Raw genomic sequence first — 22,447 nt, 5'->3', positions numbered from 1 at the left:
TAATGTTTGATCTAATTGTTTAGAGCACAAAATTACTCGTAAGCTTTGCTGACTTCTTCATCCATAATTATTTACATAAAATGAAGGTAGAAACAGTTTCAATTCCATTTTTACCTTTTAATTTTTATTTAACTCTCAGAAAAAAAAAGTAGTAATTTCTTTTTATTTAAAAATTTATAATTAATTAATATTAAAGCAATTAATTAATTATAAGATAATAAAACGTTAAAGTTCACTCAATACACTTCGAAAAACTTACCAGTTTCTTTGCATTTATATTAAACGATATTTTATGAGGCTTCAAAAAATAAGTATTTCAGTGTTATTTCTCTACGGTTCAGTTTTTATATATGGCCAAAAAACAAAAACAGATCTATTAAATAATGAGAAAAAAATTGAAGGCGTTATTTTGCAGGGCACTGCGAAAAAAAGTACGGAAAACGGACTTATTAATATGCAGCGAAAATCTGTCGGCATCACAGAAAATGTTGGAAATGAACAACTAAAAAAACAAGGTGTGAGCGATGTCGCTACGGCTTTAACAAAAGCTTCCGGAACGCAAAAACAAGAAGCGACAGGCGCCATTTTTATCAGAGGTTTAGGCGACAGATATAATGAAACAACCCTCAACGGTTTGCCAATTCCATCTGACGATCCGGAAAATAAAAACATCGATTTAGGGATTTTTAAAACTTCAATGGTGGAATATTTATCGCTGGATAAAGTCTACTCACCTAATATTCTGGGAGATTTCGGCGGTGCAAATATTAACATTACCTCAAAAGAATTTAGTGGAAAACCTTACATTAAAATTAGTTTGGGAAGTGGTGTTAATCTACAAACTTTCAAGAAAAAGGATTTTAAGTTACAAAATGGCGGACCAGGATTTTTTGGATACAAAGTTTCGACTTTTAAAAATAATGTAGATCCAGAAAAAACTTATCCTTTTAATACCTCTTGGAATTTTAAAAATGCTGAAAATCCTTACAACTCCAATTTAAGTTTGGAAGGCGGTAAAAGTTTCAATTTTAAAAGCGGTAAAAAATTATCAGTATTTGCTTACGGTGGTTTTGATAATGATTACGTATACAGCCAGGGAAAAGAAGGTTTTTTTGATTCTACCGGAGAATTTATCAAAGAACTAGATAAAATTGAGCGCAATATTTACACCACAAATACGACGGGTTTATTGAATGTTTCTTTAAAACTGAACAGCAATAATAAAATTTCTTATACTAGTAATTTTATTCACACTTCCGTACAAGACGCCAGATTTTACACTGGTAAACTTCGCGAAATTGGAAGTATGAATAATATTTTAATTAAGAGAAATGATAATAAAATTTCAAATCTTTGGATCAATCAACTGTTTGGAAATCACAAATTATCTTCAACCTGGACGGCAGATTGGGCAGTAGGTTATAATTATTTAAACTCAAAACGGCCCGATCGCCTGCAAAACACATTCGATATTACAGACCCAGATCAACCAAAGTTATTGACTGGAAGTATTATTCAAAATCACCGCTATTTTGATGATTTGCAAGATAATACCGTCTTGGGATTTGCACATTTAACCAAAATATTTAAAGATTTTAAATTTAATTTTGGCTATGATGGACAGTTTAAAACAAGAAATTTCAATTACACAACAATCGGTTTGCAATTGGATAATGTCCCGGCAAAAATTAATGTAAATAATGTAGACGGATTTTTTAATGCCGGAAATAATGGTTCTATAAACTATAACACGTTGCGAGGTTACGGACACGGCGTTTTTGATCCTTTCTTTTATAATTTCAAACAAATTATTCATTCTGGCTTTTTAAATATTGATTATAAAGCGTCCGATAAATTAACGGCACAAATTGGCGGCAGATATGATTATATCAATATTGATAATACTTGGGATTCTTCAGAGATGGGTACCGGCATAAAAGTAACGCAGTACAATAAATTTTTACCCGCAATTAATGTAAAATACGCTGTAAATGAAAAGCAAAATTTAAGGTTTGCAGCTTCAAAAACTTACACTTTACCGCAAGCAAAAGAATTAGTGCCAATTGCTTACTATGATGTTACAAACAACACTTACGGAAATCCAAAAGTTTATCCTTCAGACAATTATAACGGTGATTTTAAATGGGAATATTTCCCGAAACGTGGCGAAGTAATATCCATAACAGCTTTTGGAAAATATATTAAAAATCCGATTGCCAGAACAACTTATTCATCAGCTTCTTCAAGCGATATGACTTATTTTAACATAGCAGATAACGGAACTATTTTAGGCGCAGAAATAGAAATCAGAAAAGACATTTACGATTGGGGCAAAACCAGACTTTACACTTTCCTTAACGGAAGTTATATGAATACCAATCAAAAATTAAACGCCGATAAAGTAGCCAGAGAAAATGGAAAAAGCATTGAATTCAGCGGTCAAACCAATGAGAAAATTCAAGGTGCGGCAGATTTTATTGGTAATGCAAATCTGGGTTTAAATCACAAATGGTCGGACAACAGGAAAAATTTAGATTTCGTGGTGTCATATTCTTATGTCGGAAGAAGTTTGTATTCCATTGGAACTAATAATACGGGGAATTTTTATCAAAAACCAATTAACGTTTTAGATGCAACTTTAAATATTGATCTAAACGGAATTGGTGTTGGGATTTTTGCTAAAAACTTACTAAATCCAGATTATATTATCACACAGGAAAATAACGCGGGAACCTTTATCAACAGAGATTATACAAGAGGTCGCGAATTAGGAATAAATCTTTCCTACAAATTTTAAATAAATAAATCACACTAAAAATTAATTAATTATGAAAAAGTCAATTTTTAAAGCGGGTCATTTACTGGCTCTAACCACGGTTATCACAGCAACATTGAGTTCTTGTGGCCGTAATGCAACGGCAGATGTCATTGCAACAACAGGTCCAACTGTGGATGCGGCGAAATTTGAAGGCCACATTAAAACAGGACAAACAGCAACTTTAGATGCTACAAAAACGTATCATTTAACTTCAAGTTTAATTGTAGACAATGGTGCAACTTTAATTATTCCTGCAGGAACTCATATTATAGGTGAGAAAGGTGCCACTTATCTTTTGGTAGATAGAGGTGGGAAAATTTTTATTAATGGAACGGCCTCAAATCCAGTTTTATTTGATGGCGCAGCTCACACGCAAGGTTATTGGGGCGGAGTTGTTTTACTTGGTAATGCACCTTCTAACAGAAGCGCAGCGGGAACTTCAACTTCAGAACTGGGAGATTTAACTTATGGCGGAACTAATTCTTTAGATTCCTCAGGAATTATCAACTATTGTATCATTAAAGACACAGGTTTTAAATATAATCCTGAAAAAGAATTTAATGGTTTATCGCTTTTTGGTTGTGGTAGCGGAACAAGTGTTTCTTATGTTTACATTGCAAACGGCGCGGACGACGCGGTAGAATCTTTCGGTGGTTCGCCAAAATATGATCATTTGGTTTTAATCGGCAATCAAGATGATTCCTTTGACTGGACAGAAGGATTTTCAGGATCCGCGACTTTCATGTATGCTTCCAGAGATAAAGTTTTTCAAAATGGTACTGATCCAGGAAACAGAGGTATAGAAGCAGATACACAAGACACAGATCCAAATACAACAAACGGAAACGGAGTTTCAAACCCAGATATTTCAAACGCAACTTTTATTGGAAATTCTGCGGGTTCAGAATCTCAAGGTTTAAAATTACGCGCTGGAAGTAACGGTAAATTTAACAACATCGTTATTGCGAATTTTTCCACAGGTTTAGATTTTGAAACGGACAGAACTTACGATTGGTTTAAAAGCGGGTCTTATATTTCAAACATAAAAATGGTAAATGTTGCCAAAGTTTATGCTTCAAAATCAAGTGCAAAATATCCAACTGCTCCAGATTTGACTGCAACCTTCACAATTAATGTCAGTGCAAAAGGTGCCGGAAACGGAACTGCACTTCCAGATTGGGCAAAAGGATGGACTGGTTTAACAACTTGGGATATTGCAAATTCTTCGAATTAAAACTTCAGAAAATCTTTGATATAAATAAATTTTTCATTCTTCATATCAATAAGAAAATCCTGCATTTCGCAGGATTTTCTTATTTTTAATTTTTAATTTTTAATTTTGATCTTCAAACTGTTCTAAATAATAACTAAAAGAAAAACCTTCCACTTCGTCTTCTAAGTCTTCCAGCGTTTCCAGTAAATTCTCAAAAGTTTCCAGTTGATCTACGCTCATATTTACAAATTCTAATGCAAGCGGCATTTCTAACTCACCTGAAATCACATCTGAGAGCGCGTCAAGATTACCACCAAAATAGTCTGGTAATTCAATTTTTGATTTTAATTCTGCGTAAAATTCTTCTGTATCACCGATATTTGTGAAGTCAATTTCTATTTTTTTCATTTATCTATTTATTCTTGGTTCTTTTTACTGCTTTTGAAAACTTTTGTAGTGATCCGTAGTTAAATAAACTTCACCGGATTTTGTGTAAATAATTCGATCAGAATTTCTACTTCCACATTTGTAATTCACATCCGCTTCAAAATATTTTTCATTGGAAGGCAATTGTTTTTCACGGTTGTTAAAATAATCTCCACCAATTGCTTTTCCGGGCAAAGCCTCACAAAGATTTCCTTTTGAAGGATTCCATCCGAGTTTTTTTGCTTCGTTTTTAGTTAAATAGAAACTGGGCAATTGATGATTCGTTTTAACAAATGTAATAACAGTTTCGGCTTTTGTGATTTGCGAAATATCAATAGCAGAAATTTGAGATGCAGATTTTACAGCTTCAACTTTCGCGGTCTTATTTTGTGTTTCAGTTGATTTATCAGCTGGAAAACCGTTCATTAAATACATCACCAAAATTCCACCTAAGGCGCCAAATAGGAAATAAAGGAAAATTTTCTTTTTATCAGAATTCATAATTTTAGTTTTAATTTCTCCATTCTTCCGGAATATCACAAACGGGAATTGGGTTCATTTTATGTTGACCAGCACGGTTCATTTTTGAAAAAATTTTATAAACTTCTAAATTTCTACCAATATAATCAGCCTCAGTTTTAGTTCCAAATTCCTTCTGAATTTTTTCCAGCTCTGGATAGGTTGCACCAATTTGTTGCTCATCTGTTCTGTCTATATCCCACAAACCATCCGTCGGAACTGCTTCCTGGATACTTTTAACCAGATCTAGATCTTTGGCTAATTGATAAACTTCCGTTTTATATAAATCTGCAATGGGCGAAACATCTACCCCACCGTCGCCATATTTTGTATAAAACCCGATGCCAAAATCTTCCACTTTATTACCTGTTCCGCAAACTAAAAGTCCGTTGATTTGACCATAATAATACAACGTTAACATTCTTAATCTGCTTCTGGTATTTGCAAATGATAATTTTTCTGCGGGGAATTCTATATCATTAACGTCAAAAGTTTTATATAATTCTTCAAAAGCAGGCGTTAGATTTACAGATAACGCTTCCACATTTGTAAATTTATTTTTCAAATGTTCAATATGTTCCCACGCACGATTTATATGGTCCTGTTTTTGCCGAATTGGCATTTCTAAAAGCAAAACTTTCAAACCCGTTTTAGCACATAAAGTAGAAACTACAGCAGAATCAACACCGCCCGAAATACCAATTACAAAACCTTTTACATCGGCACTTATAGCGTAATCTTTCAACCATTTTACGATAAAATCTATAATTTTTTGTGATTGCATTACTTAAATTTTAAAATGATGTGGACTCATCAATTCTATTGTCCAAAAGAATTTTCCGCAAAATTTTCACTATTTTTGCGTAAAATTAATTTGGTAAAAATAATGAAGTTTTTTAAATATTTTATCCTTTCAGCACTCTTAATTTCGGGACTTCAAGCTTGCAAAAAAGAAAACACAAATAAATGGGACATTAAACTTGAAAATAACATTCCAAACGTTGAATTAACGGATATTTCTAAAGAATTTTATAATCCTGAAGTTTCTTTAGATCAATTTAAAACACAATTTCCTTGGTTTCAAGGAAGCGTTCCAGATGCAGATTACAGCGCCAGAAGAGCAGACACGAATGAAATAAAACTTTACAAAGAAGCCATTGCGAAGATAAATCAGCAAAAATTGAAAGAAGATTTAAGTCTGCTTTTTGCACACATTCAAAATTATTATCCACAATTTAAAATTCCGAAAGTCTATTTATTCTCCTCAGATCTACAAATGGCGAAAGATCCGGTTTTTTTAGAATCAAAAAATAACTTATTATTTATAGATATTACGGGATTTATGGGTGAAAATAATCCCAATTATAGCGGAATGGAACTGTACTTTCAGAAGTCAATGAATGCACAAAATATTCTTCCGAAAGTTTCTGAAACCTTTATAAACGAGATTATCAGACCAGATAAAAATCATTCAAAATTTTTAGATCAAATCGTTTATCAGGGGAAAATATTAACCTTACAAGATGCTTTTTTGCCAGGGGAACCAGATTATTTAAAAATGAATTACACGTTAAAACAATATGAATGGGCACAAGCAAATGAAGAAAATATTTGGAATTATTTCGTAGAAAATAATTTAGTTTTTAGTGATGATTCGCGTTTAGAAGAACGTTTTTTGTCCGTTGGTCCTTTTTCCAAATTTTACACAAAAATCGATAATGAATCTTCACCACAAATTGGGAATTTCGTAGGTTGGCAAATTTGCCGGAAATTTTTTAAAGAAAAACCTGACACAAAATTGCTGGATTTTTTAAAAATGAATGCTACAGACATCTTTAATCAATCTGGCTATAAACCAAAAAATTAGTTTTAGAAATTTTTTGTGTAGCGATCTACTTCTCAAACATTCATAAACTAGCGCATTTTAATAAACAACCATTAAATATATAACTTTAAAAATGAGAACGACAAATATAAACATCCGCGTTGAATTGGACGAAAACCAAGTTCCAGATAAAATGTTTTGGAACGCCGAAGACGGTGGCGTAGAAAATGAAGAAACGAAAGCTACTTTAATTTCCGTTTGGGACGATGCAAAAAAAGAAGCTCTAAGAATAGATCTTTGGACGAAAGATATGCCGGTTGATGATATGAAAATGTTTCTGCACCAAATATTATTATCATTAAGTCACACTTATGAAAAAGCAACTGGCGAAGAAGATGTAGCGCAATGGCTTGAAGAAACCGCCGAAACTTTTGCTATAAAAGCAGCTATAAAAATGTAAAATTCATGTAGTAATTTATCAATGTAATAATTTGATAAATATTAGTAAACTGCTAAATTATTACATTGGCAAATTAAATATATTATGAAATTCAATACAAAAGTAATTCACGGAAATCAACATTTCGAACCAACAACTGGATCAGTAAATGTGCCCGTTTTTCTGACTTCAACGTTCGCGCAAAAATCACCCGGAAACCCCATCGGAGAATATGAATATTCTCGTGCTGCAAATCCTACGAGACAAGCTTTAGAAGACAGTTTGGCAAGCATAGAAAATGGTGCAAAAGGATTGGCTTTCGGTTCTGGACTGGCTGCGATTGACTGTGTTTTAAAATTATTAAATCCTGGTGATGAAGTAATCGCTGTAGATGATTTATACGGCGGAACTTACCGGTTATTCGTCAGATTATTTGAAAAATACCAGTTAAGATTCACTTTTATTAATTTCGATGATGTTTCAAAATTAGCAGATAAAATCACAAATTCTACAAAATTGATTTGGCTTGAAACGCCGACCAATCCGCTAATGAAATTGGTTGATATAAAAGCAGTTTGCGATTTAGTAAAAGGAAAAAATATTTTAGTGGCCGTTGATAATACTTTTGCAACGCCTTATTTGCAAAAACCTTTAGATTTAGGCGCCGATATTGTGATGCATTCCGCGACAAAATATTTGGGTGGACATTCTGATGTAATTGCCGGCGCATTAATTGCGAAAACACAAGAATTGGGAGAACAACTTCACTTTATCCAGTTTGCAAGTGGCGGAATTCTAGGACCACACGATTCTTATTTGGTTTTAAGAGGTATCAAAACTTTAGCTTTACGTGTACAAAGACATTCTGAAAATGGAATGAAAGTAGCGGAATATTTAGAAAATCATTCCGCGGTGGATAAAGTTTTTTACCCTGGTTTAAAATCTAATCCGCAACACGAATTAGCGAAAAAACAAATGTCAGATTTTGGCGGAATGGTTTCTTTTACCTTTAAATCTACTAAAAGAGAAGACGCGGTGAAATTTTTAGAAAATGTAAAAGTATTCACCTTGGCAGAATCTTTAGGCGGCGTAGAATCTTTAGCCAATCACCCGTCATCAATGACGCATGCTTCTATTCCCGCGGAAAAAAGAGCAGAACTGGGAATTACTGATGATTTAATTCGTCTAAGTGTTGGTATTGAAGATGCTGAAGATCTGCTTCAAGATTTAGAACATGCTTTTAAAGCCTAATTTTTAATAATAATTGTTGAAAAAACTTTGTCATAGTAACTTTATTTGTACTTTAAATCTTTAACAAAGTGGCTTCTAAAAAGATATAATTTTATAAAACCTAATCGATCCATGACAGAATTTGAGAAATACATTAAGCGGTACTTAGACTTTATTCCAACGGAAAATTGGATGGAAGAATTGTCACTAGCGGAAAAAATAACTTTATCAATTTATTCAAAATTAAATGACGACTCTGCACTTTTTAAATATTCCGAAGACAAGTGGAGTTTAAAAGAATTGATTCAACATTTAATAGACTGCGAGAGGATCTTCCAATTTCGTGCTTTATCAATTTCCAGAGGAGATCAACAAAATTTACCTGGATTTGATGAAGAATTGTTTGCCAAAAATTCAAACGCTGATCAAAGAAAATTAGTAGATTTAATTAAAGAATTTTCGTTAGTTCGTTCTTCAAGTTTAATTCTATTTAAAAGTTTTAAAGAAGGTACGCTTGCAAATAAGGGTTTTGCAAATGGTAATGCAATTTCTGCAGAGACAATCGGCAAATTGATTGTGGGGCATAATTTACATCATTTAAAAATTATCGAGGAAAGGTATTTGCTAGAAATAAAATAGATTTTGGCTAAAATTAATTAATATTTAATCTTTTTAAATGGGCAAAAGTCTTTGTCTACTTGAAATACAAATAAAAAAGAACGGATTAATCTCCGTTCTTTTCGTTTAAATTATCTCAAGAAATTATTTTACTTGTGGCGCTACTTTTTCACCAAATAAAGCAATTGATGTCATCATAATATCGTTTGAAGGGGCACCAACATCCATATGACCGATAAATCTTGTGATTCCAAAAATCTCTTTCATGTAATTTATTTTATCGGCAACTTCTTTTGGATTTCCTATAAATAAAGCACCATCTTTCATTCTGCCGCCTTCATACTGCATTTTCGTGTAAGGCGCCCAACCGCGCGATGAACCGATCCTGTCCATTTGTGACTTATAATTCTCGAAATACCCATCAATCACCTTTTGATCTTCGCTGACAAAAGTGTGTGAATGGATAGCGATTTGCATTTCAGATTCTTCAAAACCGCTTTTTAAATATTCTTGTTTATAGAAATCAATTAAATTTTTAAACTGGATCGGCATTCCGCCAATGATCGCAACCACTAATGGCATTCCGAGTTTTGCCGCGCTTAAAACCGATTGTGGCGTACCACCAACGGCGCGCCAAATTGGTAATTTTCCGTTATTTTTTGCTCTTGGATAAACGGTTTGATTTTCCATCGGCGCACGAAGTTTTCCCGTCCACGAAACATTTTCTTCAGAATTAATTTTTAATAATAAATCTAATTTTTCGTCGAAAAGTTGTTCATAATCATTTAGAGAATAACCGTATAAAGGGAAAGATTCAACGAAACTTCCGCGACCGACAAATATCTCGGCTCTTCCGTCTGAAATTAAATCTAAGGTTGAGAAATCCTGATATACTTTTACCGGTTCAGAGGAACTTAAAACCGTTACGCCACTTGCTAATTTTATGTTTTTGGTGATGCTTGCTGCTGCTGCCAATAAAATTGCAGGGGAAGAAACCGCATAATCTGCGCGATGGTGTTCGCCCATCGCAAAAACATCGATTCCCACTTCATCCATTAATTTTACCTGTTCTAAAATCTCACGAAGTTTTAAGCCTGCATCTCTGTATTTTCCGGTAGTTTGGTCAAAATCTAAATCGCCGAACATACCAATTCCTAATTCCATTTTTTTAATTTTAACTCTAGCAAATTTACGATAATAGACATCCAGAAAAATTGACCTAAGATATAAAGTCAAGTTTAAAGACTCGTCACATTTTCATTACTTTTGTAAACTAAAATAATTAATGGAAAAAATTATAGAAATTTTAAAATCCGGCGGCACCATCCTTTATCCAACGGACACGATTTGGGGAATTGGTTGTGACGCAACAAATATAAATGCGATTCAAAAAATATTTGAAATCAAAAAAAGAGAAGCCTCAAAATCAATGGTGATTTTGGTTGAAAATGATAAGCGTCTGCAGGATTTAGTGGATGTCCCGGAGATCGCCTGGGAAATAATTGATGTAAGCGAAAAGCCAGTCACTATCATTTATGAAACGGTTAGAAATTTGCCAGAAGAACTTTTGGCAGAAGATGGTTCTATCGGGATTCGTGTAGTGAAAAATGATTTCTGTAAAAAATTAATTACTAAATTAAATGCACCGTTGGTTTCAACCTCTGCCAATTTAAGCGGTTTTAAAAGTCCAATGAAATTTTCTGATATTTCTGAAGAAATTAAAAACTCGGTGGATTTTGTTGTGGAAGATTCAGAAGATAAAGTGTCGGAATTTGCGGGTTCTTCAATTATTAAAATCTGGAATGACAGTAGAATTAAAATTATCCGTGAGTAAACATTCTTTTTTCTTAATAAAAAAAACCCAAAAAACCTTTCCTGAAAAATCATCTAAAAATTGAATTCTTTTCCTAAATTTCCAAACCCGACCAGGAAAGTAAATCAGTAAATGAATAACTTTCAAAATATTTCTGAATCGTATCTTTGCAAAATGACCATCAATCTTACTCAAAATAAAAATTTTAAATTATTTAAAACTATTTCTGCCGTGGCAGAAAAAAATGATCAATCGGTTTTTATTGTGGGCGGTTTTGTGCGCGATTTATTGATGCAAAGAAAGGCACCAACAGATATTGACTTTGTCACTGAACAAAGCGGGATCGATCTTGCAAAAGCCGTTGCAAAAGAATTAGATCCCTCTTTAAAAGTATCAATTTTTAAAACTTACGGCACGGCGATGGTAAAATTCAACCATTTAGATCTGGAATTTGTTGGCGCGAGAAAGGAAAGTTATTCTGAAAACAGTCGAAATCCAGCTGTAGAAAATGGCAGTTTAGAAGATGACCAAAGAAGGCGGGATTTCACTATAAACGCTTTAGCAATTTCTTTAAATAAAGAAAATTTTGGAGAATTAATTGATCCATTTAATGGTCGGGAAGATTTACAAAATAAAATTCTACGAACACCTTTAGCACCGTCACAAACTTATTCTGACGATCCTTTGCGAATGATGCGCGCTTTGCGCTTTGCTTCAACGCTGAATTTTACAATTGAAGAAAATTCATTAAAAGCCATTAAAAAAGAGGCCGAGAGACTAAAAATAGTTTCGCTGGAACGCGTGATGGTAGAATTTAATAAAATTATTCTGTCCGAAAAACCTTCGGTTGGTTTAAAATTAATGGAAGAAACTGGACTTTTAAAATTGATTCTACCAGAATTAATTGCTTTAAAAGGCATTGAAGAAAAAGAAGGACAAACGCACAAAGATAATTTTTGGCACACTTTAGAAGTTGTAGATAATATTTCTGAAAATACTGATAATCTTTGGTTAAGATGGGCAGCTTTGCTTCACGATATTGGAAAAGCGCCGACAAAAAAATTTATTGAAGGAATAGGTTGGTCTTTCCACGGACACGAATTTTTAGGTTCAAAAATGGTAAAAAATATTTTTTATCATTTAAAATTACCTTTGGGAAATGACATGAAATTTGTGCAAAAAATGGTCAAATTATCTTCCCGCCCAATTGCGTTAATTGACGATGGAACTTCAGATTCGGCTTTAAGGCGTTTGCTTTTTGATGCAGGCGAAGATCTGGAAGATCTCTTCATTTTAAATAAAGCCGATATCACCACCAAAAATTCAAAAAAGCAGGAAAAATTTAAGAAAAACTTTGAATATGTAGCCGAAAAGATAAAAGAAGTAGAAGCTAAAGACCACGTTCGGAATTTTCAGCCACCGATTTCCGGAGAAGAAATTATGGAATTATTTAATTTAAAACCTGGTCGGGAAATTGGCATTTTAAAAGAAAAAGTAAAGGAAGCGATCTTGGAGGGAGAAATCGGAAATGATAAAGATGAAGCGAGAAATTTTGTAATTAATGAAGGTGAGAAACTAGGTTTAATTCTATCTGTCTTATAAAAGTTAAAATTTTTCACGTAAATTTTAAAGATAACGTAAATAAAATGCATTTATAATCTGCTCAATTTGTGAAATCTGCAGGCAAAAAATATCCCCACAGATTAACGGAGAAATCATATCTAATAAAAAAGATGCTTCCAAAAGGAAGCATCTTCTATGAAAAATAAAAATTGATAAAGTTTTTCAAACTCTGACAAAGTTTTCTTTAAAATTTAAAGTCTACACCAACGGTATAATTTCGCGGTTTAGTTGTGTAACCGACTACATCAACATAACTTGTGTTAAATAAATTACCAATGTTTGCAAAAATCGAAAGGTTTTTTACAATCGTTTGATTGACGTTTAAATTAAATAAATTATAAGATTTCAAATCCACGGGAACGACAGCAAAATTGACAGAATCATAGTATGCATCGGTTCTTTTGGACACAAATTGTTGCGTTAAATTGATTCTATTTCCTTTGAAAGCCGTGATTTCTAAGAAAGAATTAATTCTTTGTTTCGGCTGGCGTAGCATCGTTGCTTCCTTTTCTTTTTCAACATAACTGAAATTGCCGCCTATATTAAATACTGGATTAATTCTGTAATTAAACCCAACATCGACGCCTTTTACTTTGTTGCTATCCACGTTTAAAAATTTACCTGCATAAGTCACAAAATCTACAGTTTGATAGGCAAACGCGTCTTTTTCCTGACGTTGATAAAGTGAGGCATTTATTACGAAACTTTGGTCTTTTTGACCAAAAGAAAAATCAATTTCGTTAGAAGAATTGGTTTCTGGTTTCAAATCAAAATTAGGCAATGTGTAAGGCAAAGAACCAAAACTTTGATACAAAGTTGGTGCGATAAAAGCCGTAGAATAAGAATAACCAATCTTTAAATATTGATCAGAAAATTCTTTTAAATAATAAGGATTTATACTGTAAACCACATGATTACCAAATTTTGACTGTTTGGTATTTCTAATTCCTAAGTCTAAATTAAATCCTGCTAAATTAAAGTTGGCTTGTGCAAAAACATCAAAATTATTATTTTTTGTATCATTTTTAAGCAAGATATCTTCCAACGCAGTTCCACCATAAGGAAGTGATTTTGCGCCCATTTTCTGAGTTTCATATTGAAGTCCGGCCACTAAACTAATATGTTTTGAAAACTGATATTGATTAAATAATTCAGTAAACAAATTACGTCCTGCGTAGCTGTATTGATCTTGAAATTCATTTCCCACATAACTTTGCCCAACTCTATCAGTTGCAGAAAGTCTGGAATTAAAATGAATTTCGCCATTTTTATAAGTATATTTTGAACTTAAACCTGCAAATTTTTGTACATCATTTCCCCGATTATTACCGTCTGTAAAAGCACCATCATCATAATGAAATAAATTATGGCTATAACTTCCGTTTACATTTAGGCTGAAATTATCTTTATTGTAACCTACATTTGCGGCATAATTTTGTTTTTCGTAGCCATCTTTTTTAAAATTTTCACCTTCCGCAGAACTTAATCCTAAAGATTTTTCATTAAAACCAGAAACCTGATAGTTAAAATCTGATAGTTTTCCTTTGACCAAAACGTCTTGTCCATAAGTGGAAAACGAACCTGCTCTTGCAGAAAGTTGACCTTCAATATTTTTCTGCGCTGATTTTTTAGTTTTAATATTAATCACAGAAACCGTGGCATTACTTCCATATAAGACAGAAGAGGCACCATTTAAAACTTCAATACTTTCAATATTTTCTAAAGCAATTAGGCGTAAATCTGAAACCGTATAATCATTTCCTGTAACGTCTTTCAACGGGACGCCATCTACTAAAATTAAAACATTAGCACTTTTTCCACCTCTGATTTTCATCGATTTTGGTTCCGTTCCATTGTTATTATTTCCTGTAATTTGGAAGCCGGCTAATTGATTTAGAACGTCATTTACGTCTTGACCTTTATACTTTTCTAAATCTTTTGCGGAAAGCAATTGCACATTTTTTCCTGTTTTAAAGATTTGTTGTGAAACTTTAGAAGCAATTGTAACTTCTTGAATTCCAGTTTCCTGTTGGGCAAACGCACATGAACTTACGACAAGCATGGCTCCAACTAAAATTTCTTTTTTCATTTTTTTGAAAATAAATTTGGTTAAAGTATGACTTATCGGAAAAATTAAAGCAAATAGAACTGAACCGAATGATTCAGTAAATTTGGCTTTTCCTCCGAAAGCATAAAAATTATAAATAAATTTGGCAGGTCTCCTGACTTTCACTTTTTTTGCGCCTTCCCATCTTTCAACAGTGGCTAATTTGCAAAAAATCTAAACGTGATTTACAGTTGCGGGGACAGTTGAAGATTTACGCTTCATTCCCTATTAATCCCGTTTTTACGCGGAAACCAAAAGTTTGGCGAAGATAATGAATAATTGTGAAGTTTTGAATTATGAATTATGAATTATGAAACTAAGATTATTTCCCATGAGAAAATTCAATGACTTTTTTATTTTTGACATCAACTTTACCGAAGGCGACTCCACCAAAACCAATCGAATTAAATGTTCCTTCCACGTACCAAATACTGCCATTTAATTTTCTTGCTTCCAACGGCTGCTCATTAGACATTTTTTCTTCACCATAAACTTCATTCCATTTCTTTTGTGCAATTTCGATTGCAAGAAATTTATCCGTCATTCCACCCGAATAATTTTTTCTAATTTTTGAACAAGAAATAAACATTAAAAGAAAGAGAATAAAAATTTTCATTGCTACTATTTTAAACGAATTTAAAACAAAAAATATAAACTTATTAAGTGTATTAATTTCATAGAATCTTACGCAGCCCGACCTGAGTGGAAATCCTTTTTTTTGCATTTGAAAAAAAGATTGGGAACGGAGGGCGGAAATGCTGCCATAAAAAAAAATGAATAAACAAAAAAACACTTCATTTCTGAAGTGTTTTAATATCTGAAAGTTAAAAATTCTTAGTTTTTTAAACTCTTCATATCAATTACGAAACGGTATTTCACGTCGCTTTTTAGCATGCGTTCATAGGCTTCGTTGATATTTTGCATATCGATCATTTCAATTTCTGAAACAATATTATGTTCGCCACAAAAATCTAACATTTCCTGAGTTTCTGCAATTCCACCAATAAGTGATCCAGCAATTGAACGTCTTCCCAAAACAATTGGAACTGTGCTGATAATTGATTCTAAATTACCGATGAAACCTAATAAAACCAGGGTTCCGTCTATATTTAAAGTAGAAACATAATCATTCAGATCATGCTCGTAAGGAACGGTGTCAATAATTAAATCAAATTTTCCCTGCACTTCTTTCATTTGTGCTTCATCAGTAGAAATTACTACTTTATCAGCACCCAAATCTAAAGCATCCTGCGTTTTTTCTGGCGAACGAGAAAATAAACTCACGTGTGCACCTAAACCTTTTGCCAATTTAATTGCCATGTGACCTAAACCTCCTAAACCAACCACCGCAACTTTAGAATTTTCATTCACATTCCAATGTTTTAATGGTGAATAAGTCGTTATTCCTGCGCATAAAAGTGGTGCAACGGCTGCTGGATCTAAGTTTTCCGGCACTTTTAAAACATAGTTTTTATCAACAACCACTTTTTCAGAATAACCTCCGAAAGTTTGTTGGTGCAAATGTTTATCATTTCCGTTGTAAGTTCCTACCATTCCTTGCGTGCAATATTGCTCTAAATCTTTTTTGCAATTTTCACATTCTCTGCAGGAATCAACCATACAGCCAACTCCAGCAAGATCACCCACTTTAAAATTGGTCACCTCAGACCCGATTTTTGTAATTCTTCCCACGATTTCGTGTCCTGGAACTGCGGGATATTTCGTACCGCCCCAATCATTTCTTGCGGTGTGTAAATCGGAATGACAAACGCCACAAAATAAAATGTCAATTTCGACATCGTTTGCGGTCACTTCTCTTCTTTCGATATGTAATTCTTTTAAATCTGCCTCTTTAGATTCTGCTCCGTAGGCTTTAACTTTAGTTGTACTCATTTATTTTATATTTTCGAATTGTAAATTTAAGCCCTTAAAAATTGAATTTATCACAAAACCATTTTTTGCGAAAAGTTTAACATTTAGAAGCAACGTAATTAGTTTTATTTACGACACTTCTACCGGCTATCCGCTCTATCTTTTTCATTTTAAAAAAAAATGAAAAAGGATGCCACTTCTATCCGGGCTAAAAATTAGGTTTTTTTCTTCTTTCCACGGGATTTGCAGCGAAATAACTAACCTCTTAATTCTTGGTTTTTGGTTCTTGATTCTTGTTTCTCAGCCATTGCCGTTGCCTCTAAAATCACTCTTCCGCCACCCAAACCGAAACATTTCCGGCTGGAACTGGGAAATTTCCCCATCCGTTTTCATCAATGTTGACTTTATCTTCAAACCAACCGAGATAATCGTAAAATTGTCGATCAGCATAATTCTTACCCATTTCCATGGATTTTTTACATGCATCTTTATTGCTTAAAACCACGGCACAACCGGCGTGGTCTTCATTTCCTTCTCTCACCCAACCCAAAACGTTAGCATCATCAAAATAATCTTTTTGGATTCCATAGGCGTGATTTTTACGGGCTTTTAAAAGTTCCTCAATTTTCTCTACTTTATCTAAAAATATTTCCTGATCATTGCCTTCTTTGTCTTTATCAGTATAATGTGCACCAAATAAATCCGGATAAAAAACACATGGCAAGCCATTTTCGCGCAGTAAAATTAATGCATACGCAATTGGTTTAAACCACTTTTCAACGGGCGCTTCAAGTGCTTGTAACGGTTGGGTATCGTGATTATCCACCAAAGAAACAGAATGCATTGGATCAGCTAGCGTTAAAGTTTCATTAAAAATTTCCCGCAGATCGTAAGTATTTCCCTCTTTAGAAGCCACATGAAAATTATGTTGCAAAGAAGAATCAAACAAACTCATGCAACCTTCCGTGTAATCGATATATTTTTGAAGTAGCGACAACTGTCCGGGCGCCCAGTATTCACCAACTGCAAAAATATCCTTTCCTGAATTGGATCTCAATAAAGTCAGCCACTCTTTATAGAAATCGTGCGAAATATGTTTCACAGCATCTAGACGCACGCCATCAAAATCTGTCAATTCCTGATACCACTTTCCCCAATAATTTAATTCTTCGCGTACTGCAGGATTTCTATGCTCAATATCATCGTACATCAAGTAGTCATAATTTCCTTTTTCATCATCAATCATTTCATCCCATTTACCAAAATCATTTATAATTCTGAAAATACCTTTCTCCTGACCTTCCGCGTAATCTACACCAGAAAAACACGTGAAATTCCATTTAAAATCTGAATAGGCATCCCCTCTTCCTGGGAAGGTAAATTTCGTGTAAGATTCTACATCCTGAACTTCACTAATGGCTTTTTTTCTATTTTCATCATCTACTTTTATTACCTGAAAAGTTTCCTTTTCATCGCCACCTGCTTTATGATTTAAGACAATATCTACAATAACATTGACGTTTTTATCCTTTAAGGCTTTGATGGATTCCAAGTATTGGTCTTTCGAACCATATTTTGTAGGAACCGAACCTTTCTGATCAAATTCACCGAGATCAAACAAATCATACGGATCATAACCCACGGAATAGCCGCCACCAGCCGATTTATAGGCGGGTGGAAACCAAACCTGATCGATTCCTAAATCACTAAGATAATCTGCAGAATTTTTTATTTGATCATACAATTGAGAACTTCCATCAGTATACCAATGGAAAAATTGAATCATTGTAGAATTCATAATTTATATTTTTAAAAATTAGCAATCAAATATTGTACAAAACTTTTCTAAAGCAAAATATTTAATTTATCAACTTATTTTTAATTTTTCCTCCTGAAGATCCAGTAGTCTAATGTGTTTTTTTATAATTTCTTCGTTCAATAAAAGTTCTTGTCTATTTTTATCAATCAGCCAATTTCTTTGGGTAGAAATAATGTCCGAATAGATTCTTTGGTATTCAGAATAATTAATAATGATCTCTGAACTATTCATTCGTCTTTGCCAACTTTCCAACTGATCTTTTAACACGGGAAATTTTTCAATTTTATCGGGGTAATCACTACGTAATTTATCAATGGCAATTTTTGCAAGTTCTTTACGAATTTCATAATCAATTTCTTTTTCACTCTTAACAAAATCCCGATCTTCAGGTGGAAATTTTTTGAGTAAGATAGGAAGCGTAAGTCCTTGCACCAGAACCGTTAAAAGAATTACCATAAAAGTGATAAATAAAATAAGATTTCTTTGCGGAAACGGTGTACCATCTGCTAAAGTTAAAGGAATTGAAAGTGCCGCTGCTAACGAAAGAACACCTCGCATACCAGTCCAGCCAAGTAACATTGGGCTTTTCCAGTTGGGTATTTTTGAATCAGCAACTGTAATGAAATTTCTCATTATCAACGTGGTAATGACAGCGCCGTACGCAGCTAAAATTCTTACCAGAACCAGAACCCCAGTTACTGCAAAGCCGTATCCAATCGCTGTGTAAATATTGGTATCTCCTAATCCCGACACGATTTCTGGCAGATCCAGACCTATTAAGATAAAGACAATTCCATTTAACAAAAAACAAAAACTATCCCAGACCGTCAACGCGCGCAGCCTGGATGAACTGCTTAAAAATTCGTGATTTCTGTAAGATAGAAATAATCCCCCACTTACTACGGCTAAGACACCAGAAGCATGAATTTCCTCTGCGGCCAAATACATCGCAAAAGGTGCTACTAAAGACAAAAGTAAATCTGTATTGGCTTCGGTTGGTAAAATTTTGTGTATTTTTAGGAAAACATAGCCAATTAATACGCCAACTCCGGCCCCACCAATACACATCCAAATAAAACTTCCGGCGGCATCTAACCAAATAAACTGACCAGTTGCTGCGGCAATGAGCGCAAATCGAAAAATGATTAGAGAGGACGCATCATTCAACAAACTTTCGCCTTCAAGAATTGAAATAAATCTTTTAGGAACTTTTATAACTTTTAAAATTGCGCCGGCACTCACGGCATCAGAAGGAGAAACAATTCCACCGAGAACGAAACCTAAGATCAAAGAAAATCCGGGTATAAAGTAATTAGCGAAAATTGCTACAGAAAGTGCTGTAAAAAATACAACTACGAATGCAAAACTAAAAATTATTCTACGCCACCGCCAAAGTTCTTTCCAGGAAGAATTCCACGCGGCATCATAAAGTAAGGGTGGTAGAAATATTAAAAAAATTAATTCCGGTTCTATTTTTATCGTTGGAACTCCAGGAATAAAACTCACTGCCAATCCCGCCATCACTAGCAACACAGGATATGCAACCTGAATTTTTTTTGATAAAATAATGATAAAAGTGATCAACAACACCATTGAAAGGTAAAATGTAAAGTTTTCTAACATATTTATTATTGTGAAAGTGAAAATTATTAAAGTGCAAATTTGCAAACAAAAAAACCGAAATTCTAATAGTTTTTATCGATCTAGTAAGTTTATCATTAGTTACAGAAATTCTATGAAAGGAATTTTCAACTGCACAGAAACCTGCTTTTTTTCTTCCGTATTTAAGTTAGAAAGTGATAAACCTAAAAGTCGAATTGCTTTATCATAAGGTCGTGCTTGCCAAAGTTGAAGCGCTGTTTTAAAATAATCCACTGAACTCTGATAAAAATCTTCCTGCGTTTTACTTCGGGTGTATTGCGAAAAATCTTTATATTTAATTTTTAAAGTTAAAGATTTACCTAAAATACTTTTTTTACTCAACCGCCCTTCTAATTCTAAACTCAAAGCTTCAAGACGATCTCTAATTTGTTGATTATCATTTAAATCTTCCGAAAATGTGCGTTCCACAGCGACACTTTTTTGAATTCGATTTGGTTTTACTTCACCATTATGAATCCCTCGCACGACATTGTAATAATAAGCGCCAGATTTTCCAAATAAATTACTGAGTTCTTCTAAACTTTTTTGTTTTAAATCGGCACCATTAAAGATATGTAAAGTGTGCATTTTATTTGCTGTCACGCGACCGATTCCATAAAATTTTTCAATGGGAAGCGCTTCTAAAAACTCCGAAATCTTTGAAGGATGAATCGTTTTTTGTCCGTTTGGTTTATTAATATCTGAAGCAACTTTTGCTAAAAATTTATTAACCGAAATTCCCGCAGAAGCTGTTAAACCAACCTCCTCAAAAATCCGTTTTCTGATCTCTCGCGCCAGATCATTAGCGGAATCAACATTTTTTTTATTCTCTGTGACATCCAAATAGGCTTCATCTAAAGACAAAGGTTCAACTAAATCTGTATATTCCAAAAATATTTTTCGGATCTGTTGAGAAATTTCTTTGTAGCGCGCAAAACGTGGTTTTACAAAAATAAGTTGGGGACATTTTTCTTTCGCTATTTTACTTGGCATGGCAGAACGAACACCAAATTTTCTGGCTTCATAACTTGCTGCCGCAACTACTCCACGTTCTCCACCGCCAACCGCAAGCGGTTTTCCACAAAGCTCAGGAAAATCCATTTGTTCTACAGAAGCATAAAAGGCGTCCATATCGATGTGGATTATTTTGCGTTGAGGATGATCCATTAAGAAAGAAGATTGATTTTGTAAAGATAAAAACAATTAGTCCGAATTTAGTTTTAAACTAAATTCGGACTAATTTATTAAACTAAGTGAAAACTTATTAAATTTAAGAAAACTTTACAATGAAATCCTATTTGTCGTTAGAAAAAAGTTTTTTAATTTTTTCTAACATGCTGTAATATAGTCTGGTCAAATTTTTCTTTATCCTGAATGTTCACATTTATGGGCCAATAGTAAAGTTTATCCCGCAGATAATCAAAAGTTTTTAGACGAACATAATCTTTTTCTGTTGTCAAAATTAATTTATACTCGCCTAGTTTTTTATACTCCGCACCTATTTTTTTTATATCCTCCTGGCTGAAATTATGATGGTCTTTGAACTTCAAATGTTTTACGCGGCTGGAAAATTTAGCCAAATGCTTAATAAGTAAAGTGGGATTTGCAATCCCTGTAATTAATAATATATCGTAATAATTTAAATTATTATCAGGTAAAGATTTAGCCAAACCATACACATTTTCATCATAATTTATAGAAGAGAAAAATACTTTTTGATAATGTTGCGGTTTTATCCGGCTAATGAAATATTGCTTTTTTTCTTCTGTCAATTCGTCCGGACATTTTGTAACTACAATTAAATCTGCGCGTTTCATACCATTTCTACTTTCTCTCAAATCTCCCGCTGGTAAAATATAATCTTTAAAATATGGATCATTATAATCAGTTAAAAGTAGATTAAAGCCTGGTTTTATTGCGCGATGTTGATAAGAATCATCCAAAACTAAAACCTCTAAGTCCATATCTTTGATCAGTTTTTTAGCCCCTGGAACGCGCTCTTCCGACAAACCAATTGCAAATCTATTTTTAAATCTTTCAAAAAGTTGCATTGCTTCATCACCAACAGTTTTATAATTACTTTCATAATTTACAATTCCATAGCCTTTTGTGATCCTTCCATAACCACGAGAAAGGACGCCGGTTCGATAGGTTTTTGATAATAATTCTGCCAAATACATGACCATTGGCGATTTCCCACTTCCGCCAACAGATAAATTTCCCACACCGATAATTGGTGTCTGAAATTTTGTTGATTTAGAGATCCCCAAGTCATAAAAGCGATTTCTGAGTGATGTCGCTAAATGATAACCTAAAGAAAAAGGGTAGAGATACCATCTTTTCATATAAAACTAGTCAAAAATTTATAATATTCGGCAACTATTTTTCAGTTAAAAACCGAGTCGCAAAATTACTGAAATTTAATGGGTAAGGAAACCCGAAAAGTTTATTTTTATAACTTTTTGAAAGACAAAATTATTCTTA

General features: G+C 33.5%; 19 protein-coding genes and 1 riboswitch. Of the genes, 8 read left to right on the top strand and 11 right to left on the bottom strand.

Annotated features, from left to right (window positions below):
* The first annotated feature begins 292 nt into the window (after positions 1–292).
* Complete coding sequence (locus ACVBED_RS08705) at positions 293–2,797, top strand: TonB-dependent receptor domain-containing protein (protein WP_447121479.1); 2,505 nt, start codon at positions 293–295, stop codon at positions 2,795–2,797.
* 31 nt (positions 2,798–2,828) lie between these two features.
* Positions 2,829–4,052, top strand: a complete 1,224-nt coding sequence (locus ACVBED_RS08700; RefSeq protein ID WP_447121477.1) for a hypothetical protein — start codon at positions 2,829–2,831, stop codon at positions 4,050–4,052.
* A gap of 99 nt (positions 4,053–4,151) precedes the next feature.
* Here ACVBED_RS08700 and ACVBED_RS08695 read toward each other — a convergent pair whose 3' ends face one another.
* The 3 genes from ACVBED_RS08695 to nadE are packed head-to-tail and all read right to left on the bottom strand — an operon-like array spanning position 4,152 to position 5,760.
* On the bottom strand, positions 4,152–4,439 hold the full coding sequence (locus ACVBED_RS08695) for a barstar family protein (protein ID WP_447121476.1): 288 nt from the start codon (positions 4,437–4,439) through the stop codon (positions 4,152–4,154).
* 24 nt (positions 4,440–4,463) lie between these two features.
* Positions 4,464–4,958, bottom strand: a complete 495-nt coding sequence (locus ACVBED_RS08690; protein WP_473094869.1) for a ribonuclease domain-containing protein — start codon at positions 4,956–4,958, stop codon at positions 4,464–4,466.
* Positions 4,959–4,968: 10 nt separating this feature from the next.
* On the bottom strand, positions 4,969–5,760 hold the full coding sequence (gene nadE / locus ACVBED_RS08685; protein ID WP_447121473.1) for an NAD(+) synthase: 792 nt from the start codon (positions 5,758–5,760) through the stop codon (positions 4,969–4,971).
* A 102-nt stretch (positions 5,761–5,862) separates the two neighbouring features.
* On the opposite strand from nadE, the gene gldB reads away from it, so the two are divergent.
* The 4 genes from gldB (at position 5,863) to ACVBED_RS08665 (ending at position 9,109) form a co-directional block, all read left to right on the top strand.
* Positions 5,863–6,843: a gliding motility lipoprotein GldB gene (gene gldB / locus ACVBED_RS08680; RefSeq protein WP_447121472.1), complete on the top strand. Its 981-nt coding sequence runs from the start codon at positions 5,863–5,865 to the stop codon at positions 6,841–6,843.
* 91 nt (positions 6,844–6,934) lie between these two features.
* A complete protein-coding gene (gldC, locus tag ACVBED_RS08675; protein ID WP_447121471.1) occupies positions 6,935–7,261 on the top strand; it encodes a gliding motility protein GldC in 327 nt (108 codons plus the stop codon).
* An 84-nt stretch (positions 7,262–7,345) separates the two neighbouring features.
* Positions 7,346–8,491, top strand: coding sequence for a cystathionine gamma-synthase (locus ACVBED_RS08670; RefSeq protein ID WP_447121470.1), 1,146 nt, complete (start codon positions 7,346–7,348; stop codon positions 8,489–8,491).
* Between the two features lie 111 nt (positions 8,492–8,602).
* On the top strand, positions 8,603–9,109 hold the full coding sequence (locus ACVBED_RS08665) for a DinB family protein (RefSeq protein WP_447121469.1): 507 nt from the start codon (positions 8,603–8,605) through the stop codon (positions 9,107–9,109).
* Positions 9,110–9,232: 123 nt separating this feature from the next.
* Here the strand turns inward: ACVBED_RS08665 and ACVBED_RS08660 are convergent, their stop codons facing one another.
* On the bottom strand, positions 9,233–10,252 hold the full coding sequence (locus tag ACVBED_RS08660; RefSeq protein ID WP_447121468.1) for an LLM class flavin-dependent oxidoreductase: 1,020 nt from the start codon (positions 10,250–10,252) through the stop codon (positions 9,233–9,235).
* Positions 10,253–10,373: 121 nt separating this feature from the next.
* Between ACVBED_RS08660 and ACVBED_RS08655 the strand changes: the two genes are divergently transcribed.
* Positions 10,374–10,922 carry an L-threonylcarbamoyladenylate synthase gene (locus ACVBED_RS08655; protein WP_447121467.1) on the top strand — a complete coding sequence of 183 codons (549 nt, stop codon included), beginning with the start codon at positions 10,374–10,376 and terminating at the stop codon, positions 10,920–10,922.
* 153 nt (positions 10,923–11,075) lie between these two features.
* Positions 11,076–12,503 (top strand): CCA tRNA nucleotidyltransferase, encoded by a 1,428-nt coding sequence (locus tag ACVBED_RS08650; RefSeq protein WP_447121546.1) that lies wholly within the window; start codon positions 11,076–11,078, stop codon positions 12,501–12,503.
* A gap of 205 nt (positions 12,504–12,708) precedes the next feature.
* Here ACVBED_RS08650 and ACVBED_RS08645 read toward each other — a convergent pair whose 3' ends face one another.
* The 7 genes from ACVBED_RS08645 to lpxK all read right to left on the bottom strand — a co-directional run bounded on the left by ACVBED_RS08645 (position 12,709) and on the right by lpxK (position 22,308).
* Positions 12,709–14,613, bottom strand: a complete 1,905-nt coding sequence (locus ACVBED_RS08645) for a TonB-dependent receptor plug domain-containing protein (RefSeq protein ID WP_447121466.1) — start codon at positions 14,611–14,613, stop codon at positions 12,709–12,711.
* 106 nt (positions 14,614–14,719) lie between these two features.
* Positions 14,720–14,902, bottom strand: a riboswitch (cobalamin riboswitch).
* A gap of 51 nt (positions 14,903–14,953) precedes the next feature.
* Positions 14,954–15,247: an NTF2 fold immunity protein gene (locus ACVBED_RS08640; protein WP_447121465.1), complete on the bottom strand. Its 294-nt coding sequence runs from the start codon at positions 15,245–15,247 to the stop codon at positions 14,954–14,956.
* A 218-nt stretch (positions 15,248–15,465) separates the two neighbouring features.
* Entirely contained in the window at positions 15,466–16,524 is a 1,059-nt protein-coding gene (locus ACVBED_RS08635; RefSeq protein WP_447121464.1) for an NAD(P)-dependent alcohol dehydrogenase, read from the bottom strand.
* Between the two features lie 304 nt (positions 16,525–16,828).
* Positions 16,829–18,301, bottom strand: coding sequence for an alpha-amylase (gene amyA, locus ACVBED_RS08630; RefSeq protein ID WP_447121463.1), 1,473 nt, complete (start codon positions 18,299–18,301; stop codon positions 16,829–16,831).
* 69 nt (positions 18,302–18,370) lie between these two features.
* Positions 18,371–19,945, bottom strand: coding sequence for a Na+/H+ antiporter (locus ACVBED_RS08625; protein WP_447121462.1), 1,575 nt, complete (start codon positions 19,943–19,945; stop codon positions 18,371–18,373).
* A gap of 99 nt (positions 19,946–20,044) precedes the next feature.
* Positions 20,045–21,130, bottom strand: coding sequence for a DNA polymerase IV (dinB, locus tag ACVBED_RS08620; protein ID WP_447121461.1), 1,086 nt, complete (start codon positions 21,128–21,130; stop codon positions 20,045–20,047).
* Positions 21,131–21,282: 152 nt separating this feature from the next.
* Positions 21,283–22,308 carry a tetraacyldisaccharide 4'-kinase gene (gene lpxK / locus ACVBED_RS08615; RefSeq protein WP_447121460.1) on the bottom strand — a complete coding sequence of 342 codons (1,026 nt, stop codon included), beginning with the start codon at positions 22,306–22,308 and terminating at the stop codon, positions 21,283–21,285.
* Positions 22,309–22,447: the final 139 nt, after the last annotated feature.

The organism is Halpernia sp. GG3 (genome assembly GCF_052976925.2).
This window is presented reverse-complemented; position numbering and strand designations above follow the sequence as displayed.

Coding starts and splice junctions, on each gene's coding strand:
- ACVBED_RS08705 (WP_447121479.1), top strand. CDS start 293: ATGAGGCTTCAAAAAATAAGTATTTCAGTGTTATTTCTCTACGGTTCA.
- ACVBED_RS08700 (WP_447121477.1), top strand. CDS start 2,829: ATGAAAAAGTCAATTTTTAAAGCGGGTCATTTACTGGCTCTAACCACG.
- ACVBED_RS08695 (WP_447121476.1), bottom strand. CDS start 4,439: ATGAAAAAAATAGAAATTGACTTCACAAATATCGGTGATACAGAAGAA.
- ACVBED_RS08690 (WP_473094869.1), bottom strand. CDS start 4,958: ATGAATTCTGATAAAAAGAAAATTTTCCTTTATTTCCTATTTGGCGCC.
- nadE (WP_447121473.1), bottom strand. CDS start 5,760: ATGCAATCACAAAAAATTATAGATTTTATCGTAAAATGGTTGAAAGAT.
- gldB (WP_447121472.1), top strand. CDS start 5,863: ATGAAGTTTTTTAAATATTTTATCCTTTCAGCACTCTTAATTTCGGGA.
- gldC (WP_447121471.1), top strand. CDS start 6,935: ATGAGAACGACAAATATAAACATCCGCGTTGAATTGGACGAAAACCAA.
- ACVBED_RS08670 (WP_447121470.1), top strand. CDS start 7,346: ATGAAATTCAATACAAAAGTAATTCACGGAAATCAACATTTCGAACCA.
- ACVBED_RS08665 (WP_447121469.1), top strand. CDS start 8,603: ATGACAGAATTTGAGAAATACATTAAGCGGTACTTAGACTTTATTCCA.
- ACVBED_RS08660 (WP_447121468.1), bottom strand. CDS start 10,252: ATGGAATTAGGAATTGGTATGTTCGGCGATTTAGATTTTGACCAAACT.
- ACVBED_RS08655 (WP_447121467.1), top strand. CDS start 10,374: ATGGAAAAAATTATAGAAATTTTAAAATCCGGCGGCACCATCCTTTAT.
- ACVBED_RS08650 (WP_447121546.1), top strand. CDS start 11,076: ATGACCATCAATCTTACTCAAAATAAAAATTTTAAATTATTTAAAACT.
- ACVBED_RS08645 (WP_447121466.1), bottom strand. CDS start 14,613: ATGAAAAAAGAAATTTTAGTTGGAGCCATGCTTGTCGTAAGTTCATGT.
- ACVBED_RS08640 (WP_447121465.1), bottom strand. CDS start 15,247: ATGAAAATTTTTATTCTCTTTCTTTTAATGTTTATTTCTTGTTCAAAA.
- ACVBED_RS08635 (WP_447121464.1), bottom strand. CDS start 16,524: ATGAGTACAACTAAAGTTAAAGCCTACGGAGCAGAATCTAAAGAGGCA.
- amyA (WP_447121463.1), bottom strand. CDS start 18,301: ATGAATTCTACAATGATTCAATTTTTCCATTGGTATACTGATGGAAGT.
- ACVBED_RS08625 (WP_447121462.1), bottom strand. CDS start 19,945: ATGTTAGAAAACTTTACATTTTACCTTTCAATGGTGTTGTTGATCACT.
- dinB (WP_447121461.1), bottom strand. CDS start 21,130: ATGGATCATCCTCAACGCAAAATAATCCACATCGATATGGACGCCTTT.
- lpxK (WP_447121460.1), bottom strand. CDS start 22,308: ATGAAAAGATGGTATCTCTACCCTTTTTCTTTAGGTTATCATTTAGCG.